Raw genomic sequence first — 15,984 nt, 5'->3', positions numbered from 1 at the left:
TAAAAGGAGGGCATTATGGATTTATTACAAGCACAAAAAGGTTTGCAAGGAAGCATTACGGTACCGTCTGATAAGTCAATTTCTCATCGTAGTATTATGTTTGGTGCTCTGGCGACGGGCCAAACGACCATTAAAAATTTTTTGCGGGCCCAAGATTGTTTAAGTACGCTAAAGGCTTTTAAAAAATTGGGCGTTCCAATCTTCGATGATGGAAAGACAATTACGGTGACAGGCGTTGGATTCAATGGTCTAAAGGCTTGTGATAAAGCAATTGATGTGGGTAACTCTGGCACTACTATTCGTCTAATGATGGGAATTTTAGCTGGTCAAGATTTCTCTACCACTTTGTTTGGCGATGCTTCTTTAAATAGACGGCCAATGGAACGGGTAATGGCTCCTTTGCGCCAGATGGGAGCAACACTATTGGGGGATAATGGCAGTGAGTTTCCGCCAATTACAATTAATGGAACAAACAACTTACAGCCCATTCACTACCAAATGCCAGTTGCAAGCGCCCAAGTAAAATCGGCTATTCTTTTTGCAGCCCTGCAAGCTAAGGGAACTTCCACCATTGTTGAAAAGGAAATTTCCCGTAATCATACCGAAGAGATGATCCGTCAATTCGGCGGTAAAATCACCGCAAATAAAAAAGAAATAACCGTAAGTGGACCGCAAACTTTGACTGGACAAAATGTGGTTATTCCAGGAGATATTTCTTCGGCTGCCTTTTTCTTGGTTGCTGGAGCGATTACATCCGGGAGTCAATTGATACTAAAAAATGTTGGAATGAATCCAACGCGGACCGGAATTGTGGATGTTTTGACACAAATGGGCGCCCGCTTAGAAATAGAAAATTATGACGAGAAAAATCAAGCAGCGGATTTAAAAATGACAACATCGACATTGACTGCCACGATTATCGCCGGTGAAATCATTCCTCGTTTAATTGATGAACTGCCCGTGATTGCCCTGCTGGCAACACAAGCTCACGGTCAAACAATTATTAAAGATGCCCAAGAACTTAAGGTGAAAGAAACGAATCGAATTGATGCTACAGCAGAAGAATTACAGAAGATGGGAGCAGATATTACTCCGACAACAGATGGCTTAATAATCAATGGCCCCACACCATTAAAAGGCGCTCATGTATCCAGTCGCGGCGATCACCGCATTGGAATGATGTTACAAATTGCCGCTTTAATTGCCACCGGCAAAACACAATTGGATCAACCTGAGGCGATTAATATTTCTTACCCTGAATTTTTTGACGATGTTAAAAATATAGTAGGTGAAAAAAATGAATAGTATCTTACTAATTGGCTTTATGGGCGCAGGTAAATCAACTGTAGGCAGCTTATTAGCCCAAAAGTTAAATTGGCCAATGATTGATTTAGATGATTTAATTACTGAAAAAATACAAATGCCGATTAATGACTATTTTGACCAATTTGGTGAAGCTGCTTTTCGTCAAGTTGAATCAAATGTTTTAAAAGACAATCTAAGAACTAAAGCAATTATTGCCACTGGAGGTGGTATTGTGGTCAGTGCGTTAAACCGCAGTCTTTTAAAAGCACAGCCAAAAGTTATTTATTTAAAAACTGAACCACAAACGCTAGTGACACGGATTAAAAATGACACGAAAAATATTCGTCCCCTTGCAACAGAAAAAAGTGAGGAAGAGATTATTTCTTTATTAAATGGGCGTCTTACTCATTATGAAGACAGCGCCGCGATTGTCGTTGAAACCACAGAGCGATTGCCTGAAGAGATAGTTGAAGAAATTATGGAAAGGCTGGCAATGGCATGAAAATAGGTTATTTGGGTCCCGAAAGCTCATTTTCTCATCAAGCGGCACGAAAGCAATTTGCAAAAGAAAACTTAATTGCCTATGCTTCTATTCCAGCCTGTTTACAAGCAGCCCTTAAAGAAGAAATAGACTTTGCAATTGTTCCAATCGAGAATTCTTTAGAAGGAACGGTTCATGCTACGATTGATACGTTATCTCAAAATCCTAGATTACAGGTCTTATCCGAAGTAATTTTACCAATCAAACAACAGCTATTAGCCTTAACAAAAGGGGATTTCAAAAAGATTTATTCTCATCCGCAAGCTTTAGCACAATCACAAAAATTTCTAGCGACTAATTATCCAGCGGCAGAATTAATTCCAACAGCTTCCACGACTGCTGCTTGCGATTACGTTGTCACGCATAGTGGTGAAGCAGTCGCTGCAATTGCCTCTTATGAAGCAGCAACGTTTTATGATTTGAAAGTTATTAGTTCTGATATTCAAGACAACGATTTCAATCAAACCCGTTTTTGGCTTGTGGGTACCAATCAAACCTTTAATTTTGGTACAGCAGAAAAAATGTCCTTAATTTTAACCTTACCAGCAAATCATGCGGGTGCACTGCATCAGATGTTAGCGGCATTTGGCTGGCGCCAAATTGATTTAAGTAAAATTGAATCGCGACCACTTAAAACGAGTCTAGGAGAATATTTTTTTGTAGTCGACCTGTTACTCAATTGCCCGCAGCAATTAATCGAAAATGCGTTGGAGGAAATTGAACTTCTAGGCGGTGAAGTTACTTGTTTGGGGACATATCCTGTCAAATTTGCTCACAACTAACATAATTGAAAGAAATGCTATGAAATGCTTAAGTTTTTTCATAGCATCTTTTTTTGTGACCCAGTTAGGGTAAACTTGTAGAGAAATGATTTACTTTTGGAGGTAGCCTACATGAGTCGCATGGATCGCTATAAAGAAATACACGAAGAAACCAATAAAAAAGAAAGTTTATTTGCTCGTAAACAAATAAAAGATGATGATAGTGTCAAAAAAACAGACTATCAGCAAAATGATGCCCACCAAGAAGAGCCGCCAATGGCTGAAGCTGATCGTAAAAATAGAAGTAAAAAGTCATTGCCAAGCTTTGGTATTAAAAAAAATAAGAAAAAAACAAATCAAAATTATACGGGGATAAATACAGGCAATAATGGCAACAATAGCTACAATGAAACTGAAAATAAAAAAGAACCTCGTCAAGTTAAGCCCAAAAAAATAAAGAAATCAAAGAAAAAGCATCCCGTAATCCGCTTTATCATTGGGCTTTTGCTTTTTTTACTCGTTTATAGTGGGGTCGCTTTTGCAATGGGAAAAATGTCCGCCTCTTCTGATAAAGAAATTCCCAAACAAGAAACAGAAGCATTTAATGGTTTTACCTCAGCTGATGGGGCCAATAATATTTTGCTGTTAGGTAGTGATAGCCGTAAAGGGGAGACTGCGCGGGCGGACACTATTATGGTGTTACAACTAGATGGACCAAGTAAAAAACCCAAATTGATTTCATTTATGCGGGATACATTAGTTGATATTCCAGGTGTTGGACAAAATAAAATTAATGCTTCTTATGCGTATGGGGGAGCTGATTTGGTTCGTCAAACATTAGCGCAAAATTTTGGATTGGAATGTAAATATTATGCTGTTGTTGATTTTAAATCATTTGAAAAAGTCATTGATACTCTATTTCCAGGTGGCGTAGCCATTAATGCTGAAAAAAATATGAGTACAAACTTAGAAGTGCCAATTCAAAAAGGACAACAAAACATGGATGGTTTACACCTTTTGCAATATGCACGTTTCCGGATGGACGAAGAAGGTGACTTTGGTCGGGTAAGACGCCAGCAACAAGTAATGAATGCTATTTTTAGTCAGATGAAAAATCCTTTGGCCATTGCTAAATTACCTTATGCCGCTGGTAAAGTTTTAGGTTACACTGGAACAGATTTAAAGACTAGTTTTCTTGTAAAAAATAGCTTTAGTATCCTAAAAGGAGCTAGTGGGATTGATCGTTTGACTGTGCCAGCCAAAGATACGTGGGAATACGGGAATACTGCTGAAGCTGGTAGTGTCTTAGTGGTGGATAAGGAAGCTAATAAGACAGCAATAAATAACTTTTTAGCAAAATAACTTGCCATTTTTTAAGTAAAATTTTAAGTCAAAGAGAATTGGGCAGCACAAACCAATCCTTTTTGACTTTTTCTTTTCTCAGTTTAGTTTCTTTTAAAGGGAATCTGGCAGAAACTATTTTCCTAAATCGTAGTTTATGCTATATTTGTAGAAGTAGTGAAATTTTCTTGAAACGAGGATTATAAATGAAATTAGCAGTAGTAACAGATAGTTCTGCATTTCTACCTGAAACCATCAAAAATCATCCAGATTTATATATTATTCCGGTACCTGTTATTATTGACGGCCAAATTTACAACGAAGGCATTGATATTCATGCTGACGAGTATTATGACATGTTAAATAGCAGTAAAGAATTTCCCACAACGTCACAACCTGCGTTAGGGGAAGTAATCGAGCTTTATGAAAATTTAGTAACAAAAGGTTATGATACGATTTTAAGTATTCATTTATCTGGTGGTATTTCTGGATTTGTAGCAACTCTAAATACAATTAAAGATGAAATTAAAGGTGCCAAAGTTATTCCTTATGATTCTAAGATTACGAGTATGCCTATGGGGCATATGGTTGAAAGTGCTTTACAATTAAAAGATGCTGGTAATTCTTTGACTGAAATTATCAGCCACTTGGATATCATTCGTGACAATACCTATGCTTATTTAATCGTTGATGATTTAAATAATCTCGTTCGTGGCGGGCGTTTAACCAATGGTGCTGCTTTAATTGGCGGTTTACTAAAAATAAAACCAATTTTAACGTTTAATGACGGGAAGATTGAGTTGTTCGAAAAAATTCGTTCTAGTAAAAAAGCCTTTAATCGGGCAGAAGAAGTGATTGGTCAGCGAGATCAAGAGATTAATCGTCCTGTTAAGTTATATGTCATTCACGCGAATAATTTGACTGTTGCTCAAGAAGAGAAACAAAAATTAGCTGAAAAATATCCCAATGCAGATATTGAAATCGGATATTTTGGTCCGGTTATTGGAACACATTTAGGTGAAAAAGCGATTGGAATTGCAATTTCAGCTTTATAAAAAAATTTACAAGATAAAGAAGTTAGAACAAAAGGAGAAATGACTTTTGTTTTAACTTCTTTTTTTATAAGAGCAAAACACGTTAAAGTTCAGTTACTATTTTCATCAGCTGTCAGTCATTATAAATTTTAAATTGAACGCAATGCAATTGCTTTGGTTTTGTTAGAAGTAGGGAGAATTATTATAATAAGTCAAAATAATTGGCAATTTATCCATCCTTTTTTATAATTTAGTAGAGTAGTATGTTAGTAAATTACTAAATGAAAACTTGCAATTTTTTTGCACACAATAACGAGGAGTGGTTACAATGGAAATTCCAACAAATTTGAAGCATAAACCTGTTTTAGTGGTAGAAAATTATGATAATGCCGATGGTAAGCAAGCGTTTGAATCGGACGCAAAAGGGCTTTCTTTGGGCTTAGCCCAATGGAATGATCGGGGGAAAGTAGATATTTCCGGTAAAGTTTGGCGCCATACAGGCGAAAAATGGTCTCGTCAATCTGAAGAGTTACCCATTAATCGTATTTTGGATTTAGCAATTTTAGTCGCACAAGCTAGTATCTATTTTCAAGATGCTTATCGCTACCCGAAATTTTACGATCCAGAAAATCCGGTTGTCGACATTGTCGGTGTACAAGGAAATCGTATGACCGTTGAAGTGGATACCAATAACCCCATGATTGACGAGGATATTAAATTGTTTCATGATACATGGCAAAAAGATGGGGAAATTTTAGGCGAGCGTTTCCGGATTTTAAAACGCTTATTAGAAGAAGCCGGATATTAAAATAAAGCAGGTGAAACTATGACAATGCCTTATGCAGTTACCAATAAGCGCGTTTTTAGTCGTTTAGAAAAACAAATGATTTGGCAAAAACCAACAAGTCATCAAACCAGTGAAATTGAATTACGCATTGCCAGCGAGATCAAAAATAACTGGGACGATACTGAAATGAAGATTATGAATGTCTTGTTAGAAGGAGATGCGGGTTCAGGAAAAACTCAACTTGCCAAGGCTTTATCCTATGATTTACAACTCCCTTATACCAAAGTAACTTGTTTTGCGGATATGGATAAATCAGACGTTTTTGGGGCCTTACTTCCTGTCGTAGCAACAGATGACAAAACAGATGGAGAATTGCTTGAAGCGATTTATCAAACAGATAGTCTAGATGCCGTTCTAAAATTAATTGCGCAGCATTATAGTATTGATTTAGCTGCTGCAAAAATGCGTCTGGCTGCGCTTGTTAGTCGTGTGGATGCAAATGAACAAGAAGAAGTTGTCCATTACAAATTTTATCCGTCTGAAATTGTTCGGGCTGTGGAAAAGGGCTACCTATTGGAAATACAAGAACCCACAGTGATCCGGGATGCTTCTGTTTTAGTGGCCTTAAATTCAGCTTTAGAGCCAAATGGTATGCTAAATTTACCTACAGGGATTATAAAACGCCATTTGGATTGTGTTATTGTCATTACAACCAATCGCAATTATCAAGGCAATCGGCCCTTAAATGAATCCTTGCGGGATCGGATGCAACATGCAGAACGCATGGATTTACCTGAACTTGCAGTTATGGTAGAGCGGGCTGTAGCAAAAACTGGAGTCACTAATTTACCCCTACTAACAAAAATGGCTGAAATTATTCGCTTATTAGATGAAACGGCGAAAACCAATGCGATTAAAGGTGTAGCAGGGATGCGCTCATATTTTTATTGGGTGAATACTTTTAAACAAGGACAAGACGTTTTTAAAAGTCTTTATCCTAAAGTTATCTACAAACTAACAACTGAACCAAATGAAATTACATTATTGGAACAAGCGTTAGACGACAGTAGACTTCTAGTATCACTGCGCCAAGTACTTGTACCAGATGCCAGTGATGCCCTAAAAGAGATAAGAGGTCGTAAAATTTCTGCACAAGAAGCTGATATGCGCAACATCACCGAAGAAGCCCCTAGTGAAGCCGTTTTACAAAGCTATGAAGTAAAAGATGCAACGGATGCTAAAAATAATGAAGCAGAATTAGAAGAATCTTCAAACAAGACAACAGAAAAACCTTCACCAGAACAGCCGCAAACAAAAGGCGAGCGAGAAGCCCATGATGGTGCAAGTGAAACAGGTAAAGAAAATACCGAAGGAATCTCAAAAGAGCAAAATGTTGATATTGAAACTTACGAGAAGGCTGAAAAAGAGTTACGTAAAGAGTTAAACAAAAAAGCGCGTTCTGCTATGAAAGGGACAATCCACGAAAAAGAGGGACTAATTATCCAACGTCCCAAATTTACCAAAGAAGATGTCGCTAAAGCTCAAGATTTAACGCAAGAAGTGCTGCCTGTCGTTACCCGTTTAACCAAGAAGATAACTGATATTTTAGAAAACGACCAAAGTGAAGTTTACGGAAAAGGGAAATATAGTGGCACGCGTTTTGATGCGAGTCGGGTGGCTTATGGTGATTATCGTACTTTTGATAAAAAAAATCCGCCCCATGAAGAACCATCATTAGCATTGGCACTACGTATTGATGAATCAGGTTCAATGTTAAAAGATGAACGGATCAAAAACGCCCGCTTGGCAGCTTTAGCTGTAGCTAGTTTTGCTGAAAAAGTGAATATCCCATTAATGATTTATGGGGATACAGCAGATTTATCCTCCCGTGAAAAAACTTCTATTTATTCTTATAAGGAGTTTTCTGATGACTATTTGTATCTTGGCGCAAAACTTGTGACGATGAAGCCCCGGCAAAACAATCGTGATGGTGTTTCTTTGCGACTATTAAGTCAAAAACTCGCAGAAGAAAATGCAACTACGAAGTTATTAATCAATATTTCTGACGGTCAACCAAAAGCTTTGCCTGATTATACAGGAACAAAAGCCAAAGAAGATATACAAGCAGTGATGACTGAATTTGAACGCCAAGGGATTATTTATTTGGCTGCAGCCATCGGAGATGATAAAGAAGCGATAAAAACAATTTACGGTAGTGAGTGCTTCTTAGATATTAGTGACCTAGAAACTTTTCCAGAAGATTTAATTCAATTGATTTCACGTTACTTATAACCATAAAATTATTATGTTAACCATTTTTCCTCTTAGTCAAAATAAAAACTTTTAAGTCTCACTTTTATGAGAAAAATGAGAAAGTTTTTGTTTGAAAGAGCTACTTTTATCCGTTAAAGTTAATAATAGACTCACTGGTCGCCTCTGCGATCGGTGTCTATTTTTTGCCATTATATAATTTGATTTACAAGAAAGGACGGAGGATATGATAAAAAAATTATTGGCCAATGTTGGTCAGTATAAAAAAGATAGTCTGTTAACACCGTTGTTTGTTGCCGGCGAAGTCGCGCTTGATGTCATCATGCCGTTAATTATGGCGATGATGATTGACCAAGGGGTAGAAAAGAGTAATAGTAGTGTTATTTTTAAATTAGGTGCTGTTTTGTTTTTATGCGCTTTAATTGCGTTAATTTTCGGCGCTTTGGGTGGTCGAACAGCTGCGATTGCTTCTGCTGGCTTCGCCCGTAATTTACGGCATAATTTGTTTAGCCGGATTCAAGATTTTTCATTCTCAAATATTGATCGCTTTTCCACCTCAAGTTTGATTACGCGTCTAACAACGGATGTCACGAATGTGCAAAATGAGTATCAAATGATTATTCGCATCCTAGTGCGTAGTCCTTTAATTTTGATTTTTTCACTAATTATGGTCAGCCTCATTAACCCACAATTGATGCTTATTTATTTGGTAGTCTTACCGTTTCTAGCAATCGGTTTGGCAATTGTGATTCATTTTGCTCATCCTTTGTTTATGAAGGTTTTTCGCATTTATGACAAATTGAATAATGTTGTGCAAGAAAATTTGCAAGGCATTCGCGTGGTAAAATCTTATGTGCGAGAAGAACAACAAGAAAAAGTCTTCGATGAAGTTTCTACTGACGTCTATAAAAACTTTACCAGAGCACAACGAATCGTAGCTTTTAACAATCCGCTATTACAAATTTCAGTATATACGTGTATGCTTTTACTTTCTTGGTTTGGCGCAGAATTAATCGTTGATAAGGGAAGTTTAACGACCGGTGAGCTCGTTAGTATGTTTAACTACACCATGCAGATTTTAATGAGCTTGATGATGATGTCGATGGCTTTTGTCCAAATTTTAATTGCGCGGTCTTCTGCTGAACGTATTACTGAAGTCTTATCAGAAGAAAGTGATTTAAAAAACGAAACAACACCCTTGTTTACAGTAGCTGATGGCTCAATTACATTTGAAGATGTCTGCTTTAGTTATGCTGATGATATGGATAAATTAGCTTTAGAACATATCAACCTTTCCATAAAAACAGGGGAAGTAATTGGGCTTATTGGTGGGACAGGTAGTTCTAAATCTACATTAGTTCAATTAATCCCCCGCCTTTATGACGTTACTTATGGGGCAGTTAAAGTTGCTGGTGTCGATGTAAGAAAATATGATCTAGCCACTTTACGGGATCAAGTAAGTATGGTTTTACAAAACAATGTGTTATTTACAGGTACCATTAAAGATAATTTGCGCTGGGGCAACGAAACGGCTACAGATGAAGAGTTAGTTGCAGCTTGTAAAATCGCTCAAGCAGATAGTTTCATTAACGAATTTCCCGATAAATATGACACGATGATCTCCCAAGGGGGCAATAACGTTTCTGGTGGTCAAAAGCAACGCTTAACCATTGCCCGGGCCCTACTTAAAAAACCTAAAATTCTCATTTTAGATGATTCCACAAGTGCTGTAGATACGAAGACCGATCGTGCAATCAGAGAAGGTCTAGCAAGTGCCATCCCTGGCATGACAACCATTATCATTTCCCAACGAATCAGCTCCATCCAAGATGCTGACCGCATTGTGGTTTTAGATGATGGAAAAGTCAACGGGGTTGGTACCCATGAACAGCTACTAGCAAATAATCAAATTTATCAAGAAGTTTATCAATCCCAACAGAAAGGATTTGGTGAAAGTGGAAATGAGTAAACCAACCGTGAAACGGTCAACCGGATCTAATCTGAAACGGTTGTTAACTTTAATGTTTAGCCAGTATAAAATTCAACTGGTTTTCGTTTTGATTATGATTTTACTTAGTGCTTATGCAAACGTTAAGGGCTCTTTGTTCTTACAAGTGGTTATTGACCAATATATTACGCCACTGATTGGGCAGTCTGATCCTAATTTTTCTGGACTGCTTCAAGCCATCATGCAAATGGCACTCATTTACCTGATCGGGGTAGTCGCTTCTTTAACGTATAACTTTATGATGGTCAAAATCAGTGAAGGAACGCAAAAGAAAATCCGCGATCAAATGTTTACCCATTTGGAAAGTTTGCCTATTCGTTATTTTGATGCAAATTCTGACGGCGACATTATGAGTCATTTTACAAATGATACAGATACCTTGCGCCAAATGATCTCTCAAAGTATCCCAAACTTAATGATGGCCTTTGTTACTTTTGTTTCAGTCTTTATCGCGATGTTTACAATAAGTTTGCCATTAACGGGGTTTGTTTTAATTTCTGTCTTTTTGATGTTAAATGTCATTCGCTTTATCTCGAAAAAAAGCGGTCGCTTTTTTGGCGCACAACAAAAAGACTTGGGCCAAGTTAATGGTTATATTGAAGAAATGATGCATGGTCAAAAAGTTGTTAAAATTTTCAATCACGAAAAGAAAGTAATGGAAGAATTTGACACGTTAAATGATCAACTTCAAGAAAGTGCAACTAAGGCGAATATTAATGCTAACACATTAATGCCAATTATGATGAATTTGTTAAATGTACAATACGTTTTAGTTGCGATTATTGGCGGCTTATTTGCTATTAATGGGATTTCAGGATTAACTGTCGGCATGATTGCCTCTTTCTTACAATTGAGTCGTTCTTTAAATGGTCCGATTAGCCAAATCTCACAACAAATCAATTTTGTAATTATGGCCTTAGCTGGTGCTGGTCGAATTTTTAATTTATTAGATGAAAAATCTGAACAAGACGACGGTTACGTTACGCTAGTAAATGCCAAGAAAATTGATGGTCAATTAGTAGAAACTGAAGAAAGAACGGGTCTATGGGCGTGGAAACACCCCCACAGCGATGGAAGTATCACCTACACGCAATTAACAGGGGACGTTGTTTTTGAAGACGTTGATTTTGGCTACGTAGATAATAATATCGTTCTCCATGATATCAACCTATATGCTAAACCAGGGGAAAAGGTAGCCTTTGTGGGTGCTACCGGTGCTGGTAAAACCACGATTACGAATCTAATCAATCGTTTTTATGATATTCAAGATGGTAAAATTCGTTACGACGGAATTAACATTAAAAAAATTAAAAAAGATTCTTTACGTCGTTCATTAGGGATTGTATTGCAGGATACTCATTTATTCACCGGCACAATTCGTGAAAATATTCGTTTCGGTAAACTAGATGCCAGTGATGCAGATGTCTTAGCTGCGGCCAAATTAGCCAATGCGGATAGTTTCATTAATCATTTACCTGACAAATATGATACTGTAATTACTGGTGATGGCGAAGGATTATCGCAAGGACAGCGTCAATTACTTGCGATTGCTCGAGCTGCAATTGCTGATCCACCCGTCATGATTTTAGATGAAGCAACTTCTAGTATTGATACGAGAACAGAGAGTATTGTGCAGTCAGGGATGGATAAATTGATGCATGGAAGAACGGTCTTTGTTATTGCACACCGTCTTTCTACCATTCAAAATGCTGATGTAATCATGGTGTTAGACCACGGACGTATTATTGAACGTGGGAGTCACGAAGATTTATTAGCACAAAAAGGCATGTATTACCAACTTTATACCGGAAAAGTCGAATTGGATTAAGCTGAAAGGTTCTTCAACCCTTCAGCTATAAGAACAAAAAAACGGGACAGACCATTATTAGCTGGCTGTCCTGTTTTTTTATGAAAATTAGCAAAATTAAAAATTAACGTTTTTATTCGTAGATAGCCCGAGGACCACCAATATATTTTGGTCGGGTTCTTAGCGCAGTGACGTGTGCTGCTCCAAGTGTATTAGAGCTAGGACGTACGGGAACTTGAACATGTTTGACATGCATCCCAATAGATGTGTCCCCAATATCAATGCCTGCTTGCGCCACGATATGTTCTACTTCAACTGGATCAGTAAATTGATCAAAAGCTGCTACTGAACATGCACCCCCGGCATGTAATGACGGCTTAACCGAAACAATTTCAAAATGATTCGCTTTTGCTACCTTGCGTTCAACCACAAGTGCCCGATTTAAATGTTCACAGCCTTGGACTGCCAAATGGATATTTAAAGGATCTAATATTTCTTTTAGTGTACGAATAACCCATTGGCCAACTTCAGCACTAGAATTTTTACCAATTACACCACCAATAATTTCGCTAGTAGAACAGCCTAAGACAAAAATATCATCCGCTTGTAAATTAGCAGTGGCTAAGACACTTTCAACCATCGCAGTTAATTGTTTTTTTAACTCATTTTCAGTAATTTGGCTCATTTTTTTCACCTCTGTTTTTATTATCACCAAAAATAAAAATATTGCAAGTAACTCTTATTAGTATCAGAAAAATCAAACAACATGGTAAAATAAAGAGTAAGGAGGGGATTACGATGGAAGAAACGGTTTTTTTCAATCTTGGGAATGCCATTGCATCCAACTTTGATACCAAAGAACTAGCCCGTACCGCCCAAATTGAGCAATCAAAAGATTTGAAACGGCGGGGACTCGTTATTGCTACAGATCTTGATTCCGGCGAACATTTTCTTTTTTATGCCGATGATGTAAAAAAGGCAGATCCTACTACAAAAGAATTTAAACTTCACGATAAACTGTAGTTTTTATCTCAGTCTTTGACAAGCTTCTAGCTTCATGTTAGGCTTTACGTAATACCATCTGGATATAAACAAAAGCGGCGGATGAATTTTATCTGGCGCTTTTTATTATGAGAAATGAGGATTCAACCATGTTACGCTTAGAAAATATTACCCAACAATTTGGCGATAAAGTTTTATATGAAGACGTATCTGTCCAAGTTAATCGCGGCGAACACGTCGGATTAATCGGCCGCAACGGAGCAGGAAAAAGCACCTTAATCAAAATTATCACCGGTGAGATTTTGCCTGATGACGGGCACGTTAACTTTCCTAAAAATTTACGTTTAGGTTATTTAGATCAATATGTTGGTGTAGATGAACACTTAAGTATTCGAAAATTTATGCAGACCGCTTTTAAGGAAGAATTTGAAAAAGAAGCGAAAATAGCAAAACTTTATGAAGACTATAGCGAAAGTTTTGATGACCGCTTATTAGAGCAGGCTGGTCGCTTGCAAAACGAGTTGGATCAAGGTTCTTTTTATCAAATGGATACCTTAATTGATGATTTAGCTACGGGACTGGGAATTAATGTATTGGGAATGGATAGTCTTTTAAAAAATTTGAGTGGTGGACAACGTTCAAAAATTATTTTGGCCAAAATGCTGTTAGAAAAGCCAGACTTGTTAATTTTGGATGAACCGACAAACCATTTAGATGATAATCATATTCAATGGTTGACACAATTTTTACAAGACTTTGATGGCACTTTTGTCGTAGTATCCCATGACCAAGTCTTTTTAGATGCGATTACCACTCATATTATTGATATTGAATTTGGCAAATTAACCAAATACACTGGAAATCTTAATCGATCATTGAAGCTAAAGGAACTCCAACAAGAAACCTATATGCGCCAATATGAAGCCCAACAAGATCACATCAAAAAAACAGAAGCCTATATTCGCAAATACAAAGCCGGTTCTCGTTCTACAATGGCCAAAAGCCGGGAAAAACAGTTAGCAAAAATTGATCGTCTCACGCCGCCAACAGATGCACCAAAACCTCATGTAACCTTTACCTATGCCCCAATTGTAACAACTTTGGCACTAGAGACAACGGAACTTGTTATCGGCTATGAAAAACCATTGTTAGCACCAATTGATTTGACGATTCGAGCCGGGGAGAAGATCGCTTTGCGCGGGTTCAACGGGATCGGTAAATCAACCCTAATTAAAACACTGTTAGGGCTTATTCCAGCCCTCAGTGGCGAATTTCACTTTCCGCAGCATACAAAGATTAATTATTTTGAGCAAGAATTAGCTTGGGAAAATCCACTAGCAACACCTTTACAGTATTTAAGTGACAAATATCCAACAATTAACAACAAAGAATTGCGACGTTACTTATCTCGTGCAGGCTTAACCAGCCAACATGTCCAAGAATCATTAAAATACTTAAGCGGTGGCGAACAAACAAAAGTTAAACTATCCGAAATGATGCTGCCAAAAAGTAACTTCTTATTTCTTGATGAACCCACCAATCACATTGATCAGGCTTCAAAAGAAAATCTCCAAGAAGCTTTAATTGCTTTTCCTGGTACGATTGTCGTCGTTTCCCATGAAGCAGAGTTTTATGAAGATTTTGTCGATCGCATAATCGAATTAGAAGGTTAAATTAAAAGCCTAAACAGGGTTAGTTCCGCTGTTTAGGCTTTTAACTTTCAAAAAAGTGGTCTTTTAGAAAAACCACAAATTTTTTAGTAGTGTAAACACCTTGTTGCCATTTCATTTTTCGCGCGATTTTAAAACTTTGCGCTAGCATCGTGATTTTCTTCACTGCCTATCGCGATTGTGATACAGTTAAATAAAAGGGAAGAATTTAGGCGAAAAAGGAGAAAAATTTTGCAGCTAAAATCAGAAACATCACCCATTACAATTAAGAACATAACAAAAACAGAGTTAAAGGAGCTATGGGAGTTAAGCTACGGGCCTAAAGCAGATTTAACCTGGAAAAATTTTGATGGTCCTTATTTTAAAGACCCCATTCTTACCTGGGAAGAATATCAAAAGGGATTTGGCAAACGGCTTATAACAGATGAAAATGCCGGCGTCATTTTTTATGGAGCTGAAATGCTGGGTGTGGTAACGGCCTATTTTGAAGACGGCTCTTTAAAAAGATGGCTGGAATTTGGGATTGCGATTTATCAACCTAAAAACTGGAATAAAGGCGTTGGACAGGTAGCTGTCACTTTATGGATTAACTATTTATTTGCTCTTTATCCTAAAATTGAACGGGTAGGGTATACCACCTGGTCAGGAAATGGTGCCATGATAGCATTAGGTGAAAAGCTGGGGCTGAAAAAAGAAGCGCAAATTCGAAAAGTGCGCTATTGACAAGGTCAATATTGGGATTCTATTAAATATGGAATTTTAAGAACAGAACTTCAGTCATTGGAAAGGGTTTAAGGTTATGAGTAAACTAATTATTTTACGGGGGAATTCTGGCAGTGGCAAAACTACAGTCGCCAAAGCATTACAACACAGCTTTCCGCAAGGAACTGTCATGAATATTGGACAAGATGAAGTAAGGCGAGATATGTTAAACATCAAAGATGATACTTCTAATTTGGCTGTTTTAGCAATTGAAACCCTCGCAATTTTTGGATGCCAACATTATCCTATCGTAATTATCGAAGGAATTTTAAGTCGAAAGAAATATGGTCACATGCTTGATAAACTGCAGGAACTTTTTGATCAGACACATTGTTATTATTTTGACCTGTCGTTTAACTGTTTCACGCCACCAACAACGAATACAAAGATTTTCTTTTTCCGAGATCAACATGGCTAACTGGTGGTTAGACAAAGATTATTTGAAATTTGAAAATGAAAAAATGATTGGTCCAGAAATGTCGCAAATTGAAATTGTTAAGCTATTATGCGCCGATGTTTGGGAAAATTGATAAAAATTTTTTTAGGGAGCTTTAAAACCGTCAGTTTCTCTGGTTTATAATTTCGTAAGCACCGTCATTTAAATTACTCAGTTAAAATTCATCGTAAAGTGTAGAGTATAGTTTGAAAATTAGCACTTAGCAGAGTGCTATACTTTGAGGTTGTCTTTTAGGAAG

The 15,984-nt window shown here is 37.3% G+C and carries 14 protein-coding genes; 13 read left to right on the top strand and 1 reads right to left on the bottom strand.

Annotated features, from left to right (window positions below; translation table 11 throughout):
* The first annotated feature begins 15 nt into the window (after nucleotides 1–15).
* From aroA to AC6R0T_RS06750, 9 genes are all read left to right on the top strand, one after another.
* On the top strand, nucleotides 16–1,305 hold the full coding sequence (gene aroA / locus AC6R0T_RS06790) for a 3-phosphoshikimate 1-carboxyvinyltransferase (RefSeq protein WP_303754011.1): 1,290 nt from the start codon (nucleotides 16–18) through the stop codon (nucleotides 1,303–1,305).
* The gene (locus tag AC6R0T_RS06785) at nucleotides 1,298–1,807 is read left to right on the top strand and encodes a shikimate kinase (RefSeq protein ID WP_303754012.1); all 510 of its coding nucleotides are present in this window, start codon (nucleotides 1,298–1,300) and stop codon (nucleotides 1,805–1,807) included. The genes aroA and AC6R0T_RS06785 overlap by 8 nt, the downstream gene beginning before the upstream one ends.
* A complete protein-coding gene (pheA, locus tag AC6R0T_RS06780) occupies nucleotides 1,804–2,628 on the top strand; it encodes a prephenate dehydratase (protein ID WP_303754013.1) in 825 nt (274 codons plus the stop codon). Before AC6R0T_RS06785 ends, pheA begins: the two co-directional genes overlap by 4 nt.
* Before the next feature lie 111 nt (nucleotides 2,629–2,739).
* Nucleotides 2,740–3,969 (top strand): LCP family protein, encoded by a 1,230-nt coding sequence (locus AC6R0T_RS06775; protein ID WP_303754014.1) that lies wholly within the window; start codon nucleotides 2,740–2,742, stop codon nucleotides 3,967–3,969.
* A 185-nt stretch (nucleotides 3,970–4,154) separates the two neighbouring features.
* On the top strand, nucleotides 4,155–5,003 hold the full coding sequence (gene fakB, locus AC6R0T_RS06770) for a fatty acid kinase binding subunit FakB (protein WP_206902829.1): 849 nt from the start codon (nucleotides 4,155–4,157) through the stop codon (nucleotides 5,001–5,003).
* Between the two features lie 307 nt (nucleotides 5,004–5,310).
* Complete coding sequence (locus tag AC6R0T_RS06765; protein ID WP_206902830.1) at nucleotides 5,311–5,790, top strand: DUF6530 family protein; 480 nt, start codon at nucleotides 5,311–5,313, stop codon at nucleotides 5,788–5,790.
* Between the two features lie 18 nt (nucleotides 5,791–5,808).
* Nucleotides 5,809–8,061 (top strand): AAA family ATPase, encoded by a 2,253-nt coding sequence (locus AC6R0T_RS06760; protein ID WP_303754015.1) that lies wholly within the window; start codon nucleotides 5,809–5,811, stop codon nucleotides 8,059–8,061.
* A 205-nt stretch (nucleotides 8,062–8,266) separates the two neighbouring features.
* The gene (locus AC6R0T_RS06755; protein ID WP_303754016.1) at nucleotides 8,267–10,009 is read left to right on the top strand and encodes an ABC transporter ATP-binding protein; all 1,743 of its coding nucleotides are present in this window, start codon (nucleotides 8,267–8,269) and stop codon (nucleotides 10,007–10,009) included.
* On the top strand, nucleotides 10,002–11,876 hold the full coding sequence (locus AC6R0T_RS06750) for an ABC transporter ATP-binding protein (RefSeq protein WP_303754017.1): 1,875 nt from the start codon (nucleotides 10,002–10,004) through the stop codon (nucleotides 11,874–11,876). The genes AC6R0T_RS06755 and AC6R0T_RS06750 overlap by 8 nt, the downstream gene beginning before the upstream one ends.
* Before the next feature lie 112 nt (nucleotides 11,877–11,988).
* On the opposite strand, the gene AC6R0T_RS06745 is transcribed toward AC6R0T_RS06750, so the two are convergent.
* The gene (locus AC6R0T_RS06745) at nucleotides 11,989–12,540 is read right to left on the bottom strand and encodes a TIGR01440 family protein (RefSeq protein WP_303754018.1); all 552 of its coding nucleotides are present in this window, start codon (nucleotides 12,538–12,540) and stop codon (nucleotides 11,989–11,991) included.
* A 113-nt stretch (nucleotides 12,541–12,653) separates the two neighbouring features.
* On the opposite strand from AC6R0T_RS06745, the gene AC6R0T_RS06740 reads away from it, so the two are divergent.
* The 4 genes from AC6R0T_RS06740 to AC6R0T_RS06725 all read left to right on the top strand — a co-directional run bounded on the left by AC6R0T_RS06740 (nucleotide 12,654) and on the right by AC6R0T_RS06725 (nucleotide 15,707).
* Nucleotides 12,654–12,878, top strand: a complete 225-nt coding sequence (locus AC6R0T_RS06740; protein WP_303754019.1) for a hypothetical protein — start codon at nucleotides 12,654–12,656, stop codon at nucleotides 12,876–12,878.
* Between the two features lie 128 nt (nucleotides 12,879–13,006).
* Complete coding sequence (locus AC6R0T_RS06735; RefSeq protein ID WP_230710932.1) at nucleotides 13,007–14,530, top strand: ABC-F family ATP-binding cassette domain-containing protein; 1,524 nt, start codon at nucleotides 13,007–13,009, stop codon at nucleotides 14,528–14,530.
* A 228-nt stretch (nucleotides 14,531–14,758) separates the two neighbouring features.
* Nucleotides 14,759–15,250 carry a GNAT family N-acetyltransferase gene (locus AC6R0T_RS06730; RefSeq protein ID WP_303754020.1) on the top strand — a complete coding sequence of 164 codons (492 nt, stop codon included), beginning with the start codon at nucleotides 14,759–14,761 and terminating at the stop codon, nucleotides 15,248–15,250.
* A gap of 76 nt (nucleotides 15,251–15,326) precedes the next feature.
* Complete coding sequence (locus AC6R0T_RS06725) at nucleotides 15,327–15,707, top strand: phosphotransferase-like protein (RefSeq protein WP_303754021.1); 381 nt, start codon at nucleotides 15,327–15,329, stop codon at nucleotides 15,705–15,707.
* The last annotated feature ends 277 nt before the right edge of the window (nucleotides 15,708–15,984 follow it).

Source organism: Enterococcus sp. S86.2 (assembly GCF_059834485.2).
Note: the sequence above shows the minus strand (reverse complement) of the source record. Positions and strands in the feature narration are given on the sequence as shown.